Annotated in this window: 14 protein-coding genes and 1 tRNA gene; 5 read left to right on the top strand and 10 right to left on the bottom strand. The window is 52.2% G+C overall.

Annotated elements, in window-relative coordinates; translation table 11 throughout:
- The 7 genes from ACRBB0_RS19995 to ACRBB0_RS19965 all read right to left on the bottom strand — a co-directional run.
- The coding region (locus tag ACRBB0_RS19995; RefSeq protein ID WP_431376229.1) for a hypothetical protein at positions 1 to 765 on the bottom strand (765 nt) is incomplete at its 3' end.
- A 604-nt stretch (positions 766 to 1,369) separates the two neighbouring features.
- Positions 1,370 to 2,134 carry a hypothetical protein gene (locus ACRBB0_RS19990; RefSeq protein ID WP_431376228.1) on the bottom strand — a complete coding sequence of 255 codons (765 nt, stop codon included), beginning with the start codon at positions 2,132 to 2,134 and terminating at the stop codon, positions 1,370 to 1,372.
- A 162-nt stretch (positions 2,135 to 2,296) separates the two neighbouring features.
- Positions 2,297 to 2,385, bottom strand: a tRNA-Phe gene (locus ACRBB0_RS19985).
- A gap of 59 nt (positions 2,386 to 2,444) precedes the next feature.
- Positions 2,445 to 3,002 (bottom strand): hypothetical protein, encoded by a 558-nt coding sequence (locus ACRBB0_RS19980; protein ID WP_431376227.1) that lies wholly within the window; start codon positions 3,000 to 3,002, stop codon positions 2,445 to 2,447.
- A gap of 2 nt (positions 3,003 to 3,004) precedes the next feature.
- Entirely contained in the window at positions 3,005 to 3,595 is a 591-nt protein-coding gene (locus ACRBB0_RS19975; RefSeq protein ID WP_431376226.1) for a ComF family protein, read from the bottom strand.
- 85 nt (positions 3,596 to 3,680) lie between these two features.
- Entirely contained in the window at positions 3,681 to 4,634 is a 954-nt protein-coding gene (locus tag ACRBB0_RS19970) for an alpha/beta hydrolase (RefSeq protein WP_431376225.1), read from the bottom strand.
- The gene (locus ACRBB0_RS19965; RefSeq protein WP_431376224.1) at positions 4,634 to 6,322 is read right to left on the bottom strand and encodes an RcgA family putative transporter; all 1,689 of its coding nucleotides are present in this window, start codon (positions 6,320 to 6,322) and stop codon (positions 4,634 to 4,636) included. The genes ACRBB0_RS19970 and ACRBB0_RS19965 overlap by 1 nt, the downstream gene beginning before the upstream one ends.
- Positions 6,323 to 6,388: 66 nt before the next feature.
- On the opposite strand from ACRBB0_RS19965, the gene ACRBB0_RS19960 reads away from it, so the two are divergent.
- A complete protein-coding gene (locus ACRBB0_RS19960; RefSeq protein ID WP_431376223.1) occupies positions 6,389 to 6,652 on the top strand; it encodes a hypothetical protein in 264 nt (87 codons plus the stop codon).
- A gap of 185 nt (positions 6,653 to 6,837) precedes the next feature.
- Here ACRBB0_RS19960 and ACRBB0_RS19955 read toward each other — a convergent pair whose 3' ends face one another.
- Genes ACRBB0_RS19955 through ACRBB0_RS19945 form a run of 3 tightly spaced genes read right to left on the bottom strand, consistent with a single transcriptional unit; the run spans position 6,838 to position 9,013 of the window.
- Positions 6,838 to 7,308 (bottom strand): PIN domain-containing protein, encoded by a 471-nt coding sequence (locus ACRBB0_RS19955; protein ID WP_431376222.1) that lies wholly within the window; start codon positions 7,306 to 7,308, stop codon positions 6,838 to 6,840.
- Complete coding sequence (locus tag ACRBB0_RS19950; RefSeq protein WP_431376221.1) at positions 7,305 to 8,438, bottom strand: ImmA/IrrE family metallo-endopeptidase; 1,134 nt, start codon at positions 8,436 to 8,438, stop codon at positions 7,305 to 7,307. Before ACRBB0_RS19950 ends, ACRBB0_RS19955 begins: the two co-directional genes overlap by 4 nt.
- On the bottom strand, positions 8,438 to 9,013 hold the full coding sequence (locus ACRBB0_RS19945; RefSeq protein WP_431376220.1) for a recombinase family protein: 576 nt from the start codon (positions 9,011 to 9,013) through the stop codon (positions 8,438 to 8,440). The genes ACRBB0_RS19950 and ACRBB0_RS19945 overlap by 1 nt, the downstream gene beginning before the upstream one ends.
- 525 nt (positions 9,014 to 9,538) lie before the next feature.
- Between ACRBB0_RS19945 and ACRBB0_RS19940 the strand changes: the two genes are divergently transcribed.
- The 4 genes from ACRBB0_RS19940 (at position 9,539) to ACRBB0_RS19925 (ending at position 15,234) form a co-directional block, all read left to right on the top strand.
- On the top strand, positions 9,539 to 11,146 hold the full coding sequence (locus ACRBB0_RS19940; protein WP_431376219.1) for a sensor histidine kinase: 1,608 nt from the start codon (positions 9,539 to 9,541) through the stop codon (positions 11,144 to 11,146).
- A complete protein-coding gene (locus ACRBB0_RS19935) occupies positions 11,143 to 12,480 on the top strand; it encodes a sigma-54-dependent transcriptional regulator (protein ID WP_431376218.1) in 1,338 nt (445 codons plus the stop codon). Before ACRBB0_RS19940 ends, ACRBB0_RS19935 begins: the two co-directional genes overlap by 4 nt.
- A complete protein-coding gene (locus tag ACRBB0_RS19930) occupies positions 12,480 to 13,715 on the top strand; it encodes an ABC transporter substrate-binding protein (protein ID WP_431376217.1) in 1,236 nt (411 codons plus the stop codon). Before ACRBB0_RS19935 ends, ACRBB0_RS19930 begins: the two co-directional genes overlap by 1 nt.
- Positions 13,716 to 13,932: 217 nt before the next feature.
- Positions 13,933 to 15,234, top strand: a complete 1,302-nt coding sequence (locus ACRBB0_RS19925; RefSeq protein ID WP_431376216.1) for an ABC transporter substrate-binding protein — start codon at positions 13,933 to 13,935, stop codon at positions 15,232 to 15,234.
- Positions 15,235 to 15,285 lie beyond the last annotated feature (51 nt).

The raw sequence follows: 15,285 nt of genomic DNA, 5'->3' as shown, positions 1-15,285 counted from the left end.
GAGTGCGCGGGCTTGCCCGCGCTTACAGACAGGTTTAAAGTCTTGGGTTGTATCTTGTATATAGGGGGTAGCACTTGTGCTGCACCCGTGTTGCATATCCTGTGTTTCATTCAACAAATTGATGGTCTGCTGTGTGAGTAAGTCGGCCTCTGCGACGTGTTGACGAAGATCGTCCATGTCGATCCGCCTCAGTTGCCGTGCATCCGGCCACGCTTCGTATTCCGCTTCGATCTGCGACGTGTCCGCCCCAAGGTCGGCCAGGTCATTGATGGCAGCCTTTAGATGGCCCTTGTGGATGCTGCGTGTGTTGCACAGGAGGTTGCGCTCTTTGTTTAGCGCGTCCTGTTGGTGCTGGTGCGCCAGCATGGCGGGGACCAGTGCGATTGCGCACGAGAAGAACACGCCGCACCCATCAAATCCTGACCTGCCGCCATGCGCCATTGTGCGTTTGTCGATCAGGCCCACGGCAGCAAGCCGCTTTTCGTGTCGGGCGATGCTGTAACGGGATTTGCTGCGTCTCGCGGCAATCTCGCCCTGCCTACGGTAGCAACAGGGTTCGCGGTCGGGCGACTTCCAGTCGCTTGGCCGGGGATCTTCTGCCATGCGGACGAAAGTGGAAACTTCCGCGTCAGTTAGATTGAACATCGTCGGTGCGACGTTCTCAAACAAGCGGATGAAGCCGTCACGCTCCATGCCGTCTGGCAGGGTGGGAAACCCTTCGGTGTGGTGATCGTATCTCTCAATACGAGCTGCAATGCTGTGCATGTCTCTGTCCTTGCTCGGTTTAAGCAGGGCGGAAGCAGGCAAGTCTTTATGGTTCGCACAAACGCGTTTTTTGTTGCCAGCTTTGGAAGGGGGTGATAAAACCGAGATCAACAGCTTTTTGATCTGCTAAAGAATTGGCGTTCTTTGGTTTCAGAACCCCCCCGTTAGGTTTCCGCCTTGCGGGGGTTTCTACTTTTTAGGGCTGTTTTCTCCTTTCGATTCTCTGTTTTCCGACGCTCTTAGAATACAGGGTATTGGCCGTTCGGCTATAGTACCTACTGTATGCTGCGCCTTGGTCTAACTCTTGTGGCGTTTGGAAGGGTCAGACCAAGATGCAGATGTAGCGAGCGCACAAATGCGTTTTTTTCTTGCTTGCCATGTGGGTGGGGTGTTAGAACCGGACTTGAAAAATATGGTAGCCACTTGGGACGCCAATCCCTTGGTTCTAAACCCCCCGTACAGGTTAACCCCTCTGCGGGGGTTTCTCGTTGTACGGCGGGAACTGCTCCTCTGCCTGTTGATTCTTATTATTTGTGACGACAGGCATACAACGTCTGGATGCCTGTCGCAATTATAGTATTGTTCGTTCGGCGTCATACCACGCCTAGTAGTTGACCTGCTCGAAGCCGTAGTTGCCTTCATAATCCCGCCATTCCACGAAGACCGAGCGGTGGAAAATTGACGGGCAGTTGCTTGGGTAGTTTTCCAAACCCGTGTGCGCTGCGGGAAGTGAGCGATAATCGTTTGATCCGGTCCAGCGGAAATCGCCCTGCGTTCCATATGTGCCGACACGCATAGAGAATGATCTGTTGCAATCATTGTCGCGACCGCTTTCGCGCTGGCTTGCATAAGTGACGTTATAAACTCGGATGGACCTCACAAAGTTGAACTCTTGCCCGCTGATGTCGATGTCTGCGCCGCCCCCATCTTGAACAAGTTGCAATGCGTAGCCTTCTGGGAGAGGGGCCGCAGTCCCGCCGCTGCGTCGAACAACGGCGGGCTGTGGCTCAAGCGCGAAATCCGTGAGTGGTGCGCTTGGGTACGACTGCTGTGGTGCCACATCGTCCAACTCTAGGAGAATGTCGTAGATGCGGTCGGTAGTCAGGGTTTCAGGATCGACGGTGTAAGCCGCGCCCATCGGACAGCGCCAGATTTGCAACGGGGGTTCAACAGGCCAAGGTGTGATCCTGCGGATGAACTCGGCGCGGGCGCGAGCGCAAGGTACTGAGGCAGGCCAACCGCCTGACAGGCAGAGAAGTATCGCACAATCAATTTGGTATGTTTGTGCTTGAGCGCGTTCGGGTGCTGCTGCGATGCCGACTGCGGCTGTTGCCAGTGCCAGGACGCTTGAGCGGAGAATGTTCTTCATGATGTTCCCCTTTCGAAGTGAGTTATTATAACGGCGTGATGCTGTTATAATATTGTTTAATCGAAACTCGGGGCTTGAATCAAGTGATTGTCTTTGATGGCATCGGTGGGAAAAACCGTTCTTGAACTGAAAAGGCTGCTCACCGTCGCCGGGAACAGCCTTTTAATCAGGACGGGATTCGAACCCGCGAAACGCTTTCACGCTTACTCCGTTTTCAATGGAGCGCCTTCGACCGCTCGGCCACCTGTCCACAAGTTGTGGAGGAACCATACTTGTCGAACAGATCAGACACCATTTCAAGTGTTTTCACCTAGAAGGCCATACGGCTTTGCGAACCCGCCAACATGCTAACTTTCTCGCCTAGACGGATTTTCCGATCCGCTGTGCGTCGCGCTCCTTCACTCATGAAGCTAACAAGATCGAGGATATCTTCGTTTTCCTTCACGTTTTGGAAGCGGGCGTCCCGATTAACAAAGACGACGCTTTTCTTGCCTCGTGATAGCAGTTCAAAGACATTGCTAAGCGTACCAGTGCTTGCAGCGTCCCAGAGCATTAAGCCAAATTCCGCTTTTGAGGCCATTTCAATGTCTTTGGCTGTAAAGAAAGCACGCGTTCCCGGCTCTGCTGACGATTTCACTCTCTGAACCGGCCAATCGCCTAGGTTGTTCCTAGGCTGACGCCCGGTACAATACACTGTCACGTCCGGCGCAGACTGCGATAATAGTTCAGCCTGGATGGATGCGTCGGCACCGTTGGCGTCCCCAACGATGATAGGCAAGCCCTCGCGGATGATGTTCGTGATCCGATCGACAAACAAGGGATGAAGTCTTTTGATCTTTATAGAACCAGCGATGAAAACTGTCTTCAACTTTACCTCCATGTCATTGCCGCGACATATACGCCATTGATCTTATCATATTGTGAAAGAAGACTACAGACAGCATCCATCGTTGCTCCAGAATCGAACAGATCATCCACGACAAGTACATTCCAGCAACCTTCGTTGCTGATGGGTCGGTTCAACAAATATCTGCCTGCTAGAGCTGCGTCCTTCTCAGCCCGCGAGTTCATATTCTTGAGAGAAGCGGTGTTGGTAGCGATGGCAGATTTAGAGATGATGTTGTCAAATAGTGGTTTGTCCATTCGTTCGGCCACGGCGGTTGCAACCTCCGTAACAGGTTGGCGATTGCGCGTCGTAGATGCAGGGGCAGGCATCACCAAGCCGATGGACGGAAAATGAGGTACAATCGCACGAACAATTGCCTTGGCGAGTGGTTTGGCTTGATCAAAATCCCCACGGTACTTTAGCCGAAAAACAGCCTCACCGGCTGGCGTCCTTGTCGTATCGAATTGAGGTCGTCCCCACTCATTGTTCCCCAAAAAGACGCTGGAGACTATGTGCTTATCGAGGGCATAACCATCGGTGAAGTTGCCAGACAGTCGTTTGATTTTAATTTTCATCTATTCGGTACTTTGATCTGCTTGTTTCCCACCGATCTTCTAAGCCGGGGCTAGTCGATACCCAAATCGCAAGCGGTCTACGTTTCTAAGAATTAGCTGTTTCGGCGTTTTTTTCGAAGAAGGCGAAAATCTGACCCATGACGTCACCGCCAACTTCCTCAGTTTCGGTAAGAACGTCATGCTTCGCGTTTCTGATCATAGCGAACTGGCTGTCAGGCCAATGCTCCATCCGACGCTTGATAGACGAGTTGTCCACCAGCTGATCCAATTCGCCGCAAAATGTAATGCATGGGATATCAGGTGACGGAACGCTTGAAAGGCTACGACATTCTGAGAGGGCTTCGTACAGCCAGGACAGAGTTGGCCCGCCGATTTGAAGCTCTGGGGCCTTCTTTGCCTGATCAACCCAATAATCATACATATCAGCGTTATGGGTTAAATTGTTGTCTTCAAACGGGGTGTTCAACACGTAGATATCCCCACTCTCGCCGGGGACATATTTGTGGCTCAAACCAATCTTTTGAGAGGCCCATGAAATGGGCCAAGCTGCCGCTCGTTGAAGGGTGGACATTTTGATCCCCCACATAGGGGAAATAAAGGCGGCGGCGTCTACAGGAAGATCATCGAGCATCGCACGAAGACCGATGCAAGCCCCCATAGATACCCCGACAAGATAGTATGGTTTTGGAAGCTCAAGTTCCTCGACCGCTGCCAGTAGGGCGGCAACATCCTTTTGATAATCAGAAAAACGGTGAATATGGCCCGCTTGAGCATCATCAGCCATCCGGTCTGACAATCCCTGACTACGCCAGTCAATCACTGCGGTTGAATAGCCGTTGTCGGCAAAGTTCTTTGCGACACGCCCGTATCGCTCCATGTATCCGAACCTGCCTAGCATGAGCAGGATTGTCCCTTTGGCCTTAGTATTGGTTGCGTAGATGCCCACGCGAACGCGCACGTTGTCATCTGTGGTCATCCAGTACGCTTTGGCCGTTTCGGGTCCATCAGCAATGTCGCTGTAGTATTTCGCCTGTTCCATCATCCACCTAAGAAAGTTTGCAGTTTTGGCCCAGACAATACGCGCGTCGAGGCGATGATGCTCAACGCCAAGATTAGTGAGAATCCATCAAACCGACCGACCAAGACTAAGTTTACAGAAAGTAACCCGATCACAAACAACATTCTTACAACCTCTCGCCCATCGCGAGCGAAAGAGAGATCTTCGCCATAGATTGAAAGTCGCTGGAAAATGTTCTGAACCTTCATGACAGAGAATACAAAGATGGTCGCTGTGACCACGACCATTAGAAATGTGGTAAAGTGGGTAATGGAAGTGTTGTCCAACCACCCGTTCCTTGTCGAACCCACTCCGAAGAATGATAGAGCGTCCGTCTTGATCCACTGCACGATATTTGGGCTGTCTGACGACAGATAGGTTACTTGCAGCTTAATAAGGGTCGCGAGCCAAAGGCCGAAGACGGCAACACGGAAGCTGCCCCATACAATTTTTTGACCCTCCTTCAAGATTTGCCGCCGATTTATGGTTCTTCCTTCGAGGACCAAGGTGGTGCAAATATCATGAAAATCGAAAACGACGATTACCAGAAACAACAATCCGAACATGAAGACCGCGATATATGACGCGGTGTAAAGGTATCCGATCGCAGACAAGATCATAGCTTCTGGAATGGAAATCACCTCTGGCCGCACAAGTGTCACAAGGTATCGGTCTATTTGAACGCCATTAGCGTCACCGGACAGATACGCAGGCAGGTAAATACCGAACCACTGGAAGCAGCAAACGAACAGAAAGCAGAACAACGCGATGGCCCAGAACGAGAACGAGAAGTCATTGACCTTCGCGTACCAAGCCACGTTTCGATGCGCCGTGACGGATTTTGAATCCACTGATGTGCAGTTACCTCGGCCTACACGCTTCCAATATGTGTTGAGGTCCCCAACAAAGTAAATGTAGAGCGGTAGAGCTATCAGGGGCAGGGCATTGAGCGTTGGTGCCCAGATGAAGCCGACTTGTTTCGATAGCCCTTCGACCGGGTTATAGGTCACACTCAACGTTCCAAGTGCGTAGTTCAAAAAGCCAAGACCACAGAACACGAGCCAATACACAACGAGAAGGTTCATCGACCCTGAACCGCTTAAAATCCATTCTGTCTTCTCTGCCAGCGTTCGGCTCGCCGGTTTTTCCGGTTGGACAGATGGGCTTTGATGCTGTGTTTCCGCTTCGACAGTGGTGACTGGTTGATCGGGCTCTTTGGCTTCGTCCGAGGTTGTGTGCTTCTCGGCAAGTTTTTTGGCTTTGCGCTCTTTGGTCAGGCGTTCCTTAGATGCCGTAATTTCTGCTTGCCATACGCTCGTTGCTTCTGGATCGTCACAACCGAAAATCCGCGCAAGCCACTTGATGTTTTCGGGACCAATACCGTGATCGTTATCCTGGAACCATAGCTGCACAATCCGCAGATTGATTCCCTTTTCGTTCTCTTCAAGCAAACAGATGGCTTCCATAAGCGCATCTGGTGTCCACGGTCCGTCTGGAAAGCCGCTCGCATTTACAGGTCGGCCAGCACCGGCAGCGGCGAGGCGCGCAAAAAGCACCTTGAAGTTGTCTTCGGTTTTCTGCGGTGCAACAAAATATTTACCGTTTTTAATCAATGAACTACTAGAAATTTTTTCGTTCCTTTGCGCTTCTTTGCGTATTCTATCGTGCAATTGCAGAGATTGTAAGCACAACTCTTAAGGGTAGTTCCCACCGCACGTTGCGCGGGAACAGGACGAGTGTTTACGCATTTTTTCAGCGCCAATTTCAGGGGGAATATCATCGTGACTGCTGCCTTATCATTCGACAACTCAGATCAAGAAACGATGCCAACAACAAAGACTACGGTTCGGGAAGCCAAACAGCGCCAAACCGCTGAACCAATCAAATTCATCCTAGATAGGGAGACACGGGCGGTTGTCGGTTGGCTCTACAAATGGAACACGGGAGCACTCGTTCCCATGTGGAAAGATGGCAAACGTCAGAATGTCATCTATGAATGATGCTATCGTAGCCCATATTTGGCTGTAATGTAGGTCAACTATGCTGACCTATTTAACATAACATTGATTATGCGTCGATCTGGTCAGGAAGATTTTGGGTGTCGGAACTCGTTAATAATGAGACCAAATTAGTGAGACTGTAATTGGTTTGATTTCAAAGCCTTGCAGTTTCTCAGTTTTAGCTGTCAGAAGGTCCAGTTCTCTTCTTCCATAAAGCCTTCCAGCGAAACGCATGGAATTCGAAAGTGGCGGCAAATGTTTGGAATTTTTGCTCCGTTCCGTGGTTCACCTTCGAGGGTCACGACAGTCCCCCCTGTGGCCTGCGCCCGCGCAATGATGAATGGGTCAGCGTTGAGACCACCCTTCAAGAGCTTCTTCCGTTCAATTATTTGAAGGAAGTGTGGCACTCCGAAAATTTGACCTACGAAACCTGCCTCCACAGCATCCGGCGCGGGAAAAAGGTCGCGCTGGTTAACTGCCCACTCTCGTAGCGCAACGACGCGATCCCCATCAATCTCACGTGCGACTTCGCGGGTCGATGTGATGTCTCCGTTTTCAATTAGCTCGTCAAACTGCTCCCAAAGGGTCGGGAACCGGTTGCGATAATAACTGTGAAAAAGCTGGGAAAATGCGTTCGTATCGAAAACGTAGCTCAAGGCACCCTCCTTGAGACATATTCCTCAAGACGGGTCAGATTCTTGGGTTTGGTGTCGAGAATGTCAGCAAGTTGATTGTAGTCGATCCGGTTCTGATAGAACCGCTGGAAAGCCAGGTTGATATATTCGGTACCAAGATAGGCAATTTTAGTGTTGTAGTGGTCCCCCCCCGTGCCACGTTGCCCTTGTTCGGCCCATCGCCGCGCGGCCTGATCATACTCGCCCGGAGTGATCAGATCGCGGTCGAGAAACTTTCGGAAGATGAACTCGCGACTGACGCTAAACAGTTGTGCCAATTCAGCCGCTGTCGCCTCGGTCAGTGCTTGACCGGCAAAAGTGGCATCGAAAGTATCTTCCGGCACAAGAAGACAAGCCGCCATACGATTGCAAATGACCTCGATCCGCTGATTGTCTCCGACCAACTCATCCGCAAAACCGTCGCCGGTCCGGTCGACACCACTGGTATGGAAGAGCAGGTGCGCAAGCTCATGGAACAGCGTGAAAATTTGTCGTGTCTTCGCAGTAGTGTTGTTGACGTAGATGATCGGAAATTCGTCGTCATAGAGGCAGAACCCGGAATAGTCCGGCTCCCGGAAAGAGTCCTTGAAAACATAGACACCGACGCCCAGAAGCACCTTGCGCCATTCTTCAAGTGCCGTTTCCGCATTGCCCCACGCGAACTGCTGCTCCATCGTGACGCCCAGATAAGCCCGTACCTCAGCTGCGATTTCCTCAATGCGGTCTGTCGGGCGGAACGCCAAGTCACGGGTAATCAGCCGTTCGGCTGGATTGCGGCCCCCGTTCAGCTCTTCAACGCCCATCTGGAACGTCCGGGCCTTGCGCAGAAGCAATCGGATGCGGGGTGGTATCTCGGCAATCTGGTCTGGACCCAAGGTGCGAAAGGTCTCTTCGATAGGCGGCAGATCGGGCGGAGCCGGAAAGAAGAATACCGCAACCGGCACCTTGAACTTCTCCGCCATCTTTTCGAGCTGCGGATAGCTCGGAAAAGCCTCGCCGGCTTCCCACTCTACGATCTTGCGAAAGTCCGATATTGCAGCGTCTATAGAGAACCCGGCCCGCTCCCGTGCCCAGGTCACAACTGCTGGGGTGATTGGCATAGCTTCGGCCATCAGACGGAAAGCCCGGCTTCTCGGCTCATGGCACGCTGTAGTGTGCTGCGGTTCACGCCCAAAATCTCGGCCATGCCAGAAACGGTTTCCCGTTTGGTCTCTATAACCGTCTTCGCGTGGGTGATCTGCGCGGTGGAAAGTGCTGGCGGACGCCCCAGCCGTTTTCCACGCTTCTTGGCCGCGCGTAGCCCTGCCTTTGTCCGCTCCTGAATAAGATCGCGTTCGAACTCAGCTAACGCACCCATGATGTGAAACACAAGCCGTCCGCCTGCGGTCGTCGTGTCGATCCCGTCTGTCAGGCTGCGGAACTCGATGCCACGATCCCCAAAGAGCTTCAGAAGATGGATCAAATCGGCAATGGAGCGGCCAACGCGGTCCAGCTTCCAGACCACCAGAAGGTCAGCTGGGCCTAGTAGCTCCAACGCTTCGGAAAATCCCGCACGGGTCTCGGCTGCTTTCGCGCCACTTTGGGCCTGATCGGTGATGATCCGGTCGCACCCGGCCTCGGTCAACGCCTCGATCTGTAGATCAAGGTTCTGTTCTTCCGTAGACACCCGTGCGTAGCCGATTTTCATAGATTCGTTTTGCACGAGGTTTTTGCGGCAGTCCAGTCTAAATGGAATCAATGACTTGGCAGGATGCGAAAAACTGCCGCAAAAAGGGTCGTTTTCGCGGCACTGGCGTCCAAGCAGTCATTCGTGTTTTGCGCGGCGAATGCCGGGACAGAGCCCTTAGCTGAAGTGTCAAGTTCTTGCTGCGTGCGCTCGCAGCACGACATTTGCTGCAACAACATGAAAACTTACACTGTCCCGTGGAGGAAAGAGCGGTCGTTGATTCTGAGCTCAGACACTGGCTAGTAAAGCCGAAACGGTGTCGGTCACCTTTAGCCTCGCAGAAGTCTCGTTCTAAAGATGTGACGCTGGAGTTTCAACTCGAACAGGAAACTTTATGAGCGAATTCCGCTCATCTTTCATGGATTGATCGGTTGACGCCCATAATGAAGTCCAACAAAATCCCCAAAGGTGGAACTGGAAATGTGGGTAAGACTCCCGAAATTAAACCTTGCACGTCGATACTTATGGGGCGCTTTGGTTGCGGCTTTGATCCCGCTTGTTCTTATTGCGTTCATCTATGATCGATACAGCGCGAGCCTCTTGAGTACGCTGGTAACAAGTCGCCTAAATGGCGAGGTGGAAGCCGTAGCAGCGCGGATGAGCAACTATTTGTCGGCTCACAGAACTCGCCTAGAAAACATTGCGGACCTCCGGGACGTAGCCATATTTTTTGGCGCAAAGGATCAGCCTCTGACGCCTCAACTTGCGGATTTTCTGCTTCTTGAAGTTGGAAGCCCTGATATCTATGCAATTGAGCTGTCAAGCCCAGACGGGCAGATCATCAAGACCATCCCACAATCTCGCAGTCGTCCCAACACCCATAATTCGACGACCCTGCCAATTGTTGAGATTGATGGCACAGAGATCATAGGTCCGGTGATGCCAACAGCCGGGCAACCTGGCTGGATATTGATCCGCCAACCGGTTTTGCGCGAGCAAGTGCTTATCGGGTATGTCGCAATACGGTCGCGTTTATCATCCCTTACCGAACTCGCGGGAGATTTGTTGAAACCGGGCGTTTACGCTCCGCAACTGACCGTTTTTGAGCGCATCAGAGTAAGCGTCGTCGGGGTTGAGGCCCCAGTCGGGACAGTTATTGCGAGATCAAAACAGGTTCTGCCAGGCTGGCGGCTAAATCTTGTTGAGGTCGGCAATGACCTCAATGAACCGAGACTGCGGATAAGATATCTGATGCTCTTGGTTGCGACGCTTTCGGCTCTTGGTCTGGTGTTTCTTTTCTTCAAGATGTCGCGGCGCTTGTCCGGGTACCTGACCCCCTTGAATTCCGGCGCTCAGGCTATTGCAAATGGAGATTTTTCGATCCCTGTCAGTGAGGAAGGTCCAGGTGAGTTGGGCGCACTTGCACGATCGTATAATCGGATGCGCGAACAGTTGGAAATACTGATCGCGTCCCGGGTGGACATTGAACGCAGAGCGACCCTTGGAAATATGGCTGCTGGAATTGCACATGAAATTCGCAACCCACTAACGACGGTTTCAGCGACCTTACACGGCCTCAGTCGCGGTGAAGACCAACTCGACCGCAAAGAAATGTACGACTTGGTCGCGACTGAAATAAACCGTATCGATGAAACGATTTCGGAATTTGTGAATTTTGCGAAGCCGCGGGAACCAGAACGACAGGACGTGCAGGTTCGAGATATAGTCAAGAGCGTAAATAAGCTCGTCAGTGCAACGGCTCACGAAAGGTCTATTGCGATAAGTGCTTCCGGAGACTCCAGCATTCGAATAAATGTCGACCCGGCACAACTCCGCCAAATCCTCCTCAATCTGTCGCTGAATGCGTTCGAGGCAATGCCCGGCGGCGGGCAACTTCGCTTTCGCATTTACAAAGATGGAGGCATGGCAAAGTTGGTCGTGGCAGACGATGGGCAGGGCATGGATGATGCAGTAAGCAGCAAAATACTGAGACCGTTTTTCACTACAAAATCCGGCGGAACTGGCTTGGGCTTGTCGATTACTAACCAGTTGGTCGATGCAAATGGCGGATCAATGACAATAGATAGCATTTGGGGGGAAGGCACGACTGTCAGCCTTCATTTTCCATTCGCGGGTGATAGGAAAACGCAATGAAGGCCGCGAACATATTGATTATAGATGACGAGATAAATCTGACGCGCTCGCTTGCCTTTACGTTGCGGCAGGCGGGTATGGAATGCTCAGAGGTTCATAACGGCCTTGCAGGCTGTGAAATGGCCAGAAAAAACCAGCCCGATATTGTCTTGCTGGACATCAGGATGCCAGGAATGAATGGTCTCGAAGTCCTTGAACGTCTGCTAGCAGATGAGCCAGACATCCCGGTCATCATGATGTCTGCGTTCGATGACACACAAGATGCCGTAACAGCCATGAAAATGGGCGCAGTAGACTATCTGGCCAAGCCATTTGATGTCGATGAGCTGATCCTGCTCATTCGTGAGACCGACGAAAAACGACGGTTGGAATCCGAAGTCCAATATCTGCGCGATCGCAATGCGACGAACGAAGCGTTCATAGGCAACAGCCCTGCCATCAAGAATCTGCGCCAGGAGCTGTCTGCAATCACCAAAAGCAAGGCAAAAACCATCCTGCTTCTCGGCGAAACCGGTGTTGGCAAGGCCGTCATCGCCCGGGAAATGCATCTCAATACAGCCGGGTCAGGTCGCCCATTTGTCGAAATCAATTGCGCGACCCTTGTCGAAAACCAAATCGAAGCCGAACTGTTTGGTGCGGAACGCGGAGCTTTGCCCGGCCTTGTTGCGAAAAGAAAGGGCTTGCTGGAAATCGCTGACGGGGGAACCCTGCTTCTGGATGAGATCGGCGAAATTCCTCTTAATGTCCAAGCCAAACTTTTGACGTTCCTTGAGACCCGGACATTCAGGGGCCTCGGCATGCCTAGGGATTTGTTTTCAGATGTAAACGTAATCGCGGCAACGAACCGTAACCTGACACAAGAGGTTGAAAACGGGAACTTCCGGCGCGACTTGTTCTTTCGATTGAATGTTGTGCCCCTTTCGCTTCCCCCATTGCGAGATCGGGAAGGGGATGTGGCGTTGCTGGCTCAATATTTTTCACAACGTTTCGCTGCTGAAGGTAACACAAGGCCCATATCCTTTGCGAAGTCGGTAGGCGAATTTCTGAACGCTTATTCGTGGCCCGGAAATGTTCGGGAACTGAAAAACCTTATTGAGCGGTTGACGATCCATTATGCTGGTCAGACCATTTCAGTCGATCAGCTCCCGCTTGAGATACGGGAAGCAGAGGTTCATGAGCCAGTCAGCATTGAAGACTCCATTTTTGCGGTCGAAAGGAACCTTGTTTTGGATGCGCTGCGCAAGAATGGTGGGAAGAAAGGTGTAACTGCGGATCAACTTGGTATTTCGCGTCACGCTTTAAAGCGAAAAATGCAAAAGCTGGGGTTATCTTGATGTGGAAGGTCACCGTGCGTCTGACGATGGCTATGTGTCTTGGCACCACGCTTGCTGTGGGCGCAGTCGCAGCGCCGGTCAAAATCGGATGCTTGTATCCCCTGACCGGACCGGGCGGCCTTTATGGACGTGACAGCGCAATTGCAATCGAGTTGGCACTAGAAGATCTGTCAGGGGCGGATTTCGACGACCCACTGCAATTTGAGATCTCGATTGAGGACACGCGGTCAAAAACCCTGCGATCGCTGCAGATAGCACGGCAATTCATCGAAGAAGATGACGTGGATTTTGTGTGTGGCGTTGTCAGCTCAAGCATAGCGCTGGCGGTGACCGAAGTTGTCAAAAACTCCGGAGTGTTCTTCATCGGCACAGACCACGCATCCCCGAGCCTAACGTCTGACGCGCTGCATGAAAACTACTTCCGGGTGTCAAACGGCAGCCGCCAGTCGATGTTTGCCGGGGCACAATACATCAAGGAACACTATTCTGACACTGGCACGCCGCTCAATATCGCTTTCATTGGCCCGGACTACGAGTATGGATACCAAAGCTGGGAAGATCTGACACGGTTTCTGGAACTGCATGAGGTCCCCTTCAATACCGTCGGCGTCTACTGGCCGAAACTGTTTGAAACAAACTACTCCAGCTACATCGAGGCCATCAATGCAGCGCAACCGGATATCGTGATCAACGGACATTGGGGCCTCGATCTGGTGACATTTATCAGGCAGGCAACTCAAACCGATCTGTTTGAACAATCCGCATTCATGAACTTTGATGCCGGTGGCAATTTTGAAGTTTTGGCTGAGCTTGGAAATGACATGCCGCTTGGTCTTGTTTTGTCGTCAAGGCATCACGTGAACTGGCCACAAACACCAGAAAACGAGGATTTTGTGGCGCGTTTTTTTGAACGCTCGGGGCGTTATCCGAGTTATGCGGCACAAGGGGCATATTCCGGAATTATGGTAATCGCCAAAGCTGTCAGACAGGCCGGTGGCACAGATGACCCCGCGGCGCTTCGCCATGCACTCCGCCACATTGAAATCCATCTGCCAGAAGATCCCAACGGGTTTCGGTCCCACATGGATCCTGACCATCATCAGATGTTGCAGGTTCAGGCAATCGGGCGCACGGTTTTCGACAATCGGTTCGAACCCGCAACGATCCTGTTGGGGGAGTGGGAAGTTTTTTACCCGCCCGAAAGATGGCCGGATCTGGCAGATCAATCAGATTAATTTTGACTTCGAGCGGAAGTCGCTCACAGATTCGTCGATTTGAGCGGATAGCGCTCATAAAGCGCTTCTCTACAAATTGATACAAGTCGCTCCCTACTTTTATCCTCCGTTTGATACCAACAATTTTGGTGTCAGGGGGGAACGTCAAATAAGGCGTTTTGGATGCCTGACATGCGATGGCATGCGGCGCGCCCCTTGTCTTCAATGGGAGGAAACCATGAAAAACAAAACTTCGCGCATGCGCGCCGTTCTCACAACCACAACAGCCGCCGCGATGGCTGCGACTTTCTCATTTGGTGCGGCGCAAGCGCAAGACTCCGAAAGTGTCAAAGTAGGCTTTGTCACGTTTCTGTCTGGGGGTGCCGCAGGACCGTTCGGTGTTCCGGCGCGCAACGCTGCAGAGCTGATGATCGAATCCATCAATTCAGGAAGTGTTCCCGGTCAATACAGCACACCAGGTTTCGCCGGTGCCATGATCGACCCGCTGTTCGTGGATGAGAATTCCAAACAAAAGAATGCAGACTTCCAACGCCTCGTCCAGAAAGACGAAGTGGATATGGTCGTTGGTTACATCTCATCGGGAAGCTGCAAGGCGATTGCACCTGAGGCCGAGAAACTGGAAATGCTGACGATCCTCTTCGACTGTGGCACACCGCAGATCTTTGAAGAAATCGTCACCGACCCCGAATATACCTTTCGCACAGGTGGCCATGCGACAATGGATAACGTCGCTGCAGCCCGCTACCTTCAGCAAACCGGCACCTCCATAGATTCGATCGCCGGGATCAACCAGAACTACGCTTGGGGCCAAGATTCATGGCGCGATTTTTCTGCATCCATTGTTCAGTTGGATCCTGCGTCCGAAGTGGCAACAGAGCAGTTTCCAAAAATCTATGCCGGGCAATATGGCTCTGAAATTTCAGCACTTCTGACAAACACACCTGACGTGATCCACTCTAGCTTTTGGGGCGGCGACATGGAGGCCTTTATCATTCAGGGCCAGGGTCGTGGTGTGTTTGAACGTTCAAGTGTTGTACTGACGACGGGTGAAACCGCGATGCATCGTCTTGGTGCACAAATGCCCGATGGCACAATCATCGGCGCACGTGGCCCACATGGCGATCTTGCGCCAGACTCTGAGTTGAACACATGGTTTCGTGCGGCGTATTTTGACCGGTTTGGTACTTTACCAACATATCCCTCCTACAAGATGGCGCAGGCCCTGTTAGGTGTGAAAGCTGCGGCTGACAAGGCTGGCAGTGTTGAGCGCGACGCGGTGATCGACGCGCTGACGGGTCTGGAATGGGAAGGCCCAAGCGGCATGGTTTCCATGGCTTTGGCCAATGGCCATCAGGCAATCCAGGACACCGCATACGGCACTTACAAGTATGATCGCGAAAACGGCAAAGCCACGCTGGTAGATATCATTCGCTTTGACGCTGAATGTGTGAACCCGCCTGCCGGGGTCAACTCAATTGACTGGATCAATGGTGGCTTTGAAGGCGCGTCCTGCGACTAGGCACTTCTGGGGTAACGACGCCGCCGAAAACGCTCTGGCGGCGCGTTATCT

It is taken from the genome of Pelagimonas sp., assembly GCF_050633425.1.
GTDB lineage: Bacteria > Pseudomonadota > Alphaproteobacteria > Rhodobacterales > Rhodobacteraceae > Pelagimonas.
The sequence above is the reverse complement of the archived record's forward strand: the minus strand, read 5'-3'. Positions and strand labels throughout refer to the sequence as shown.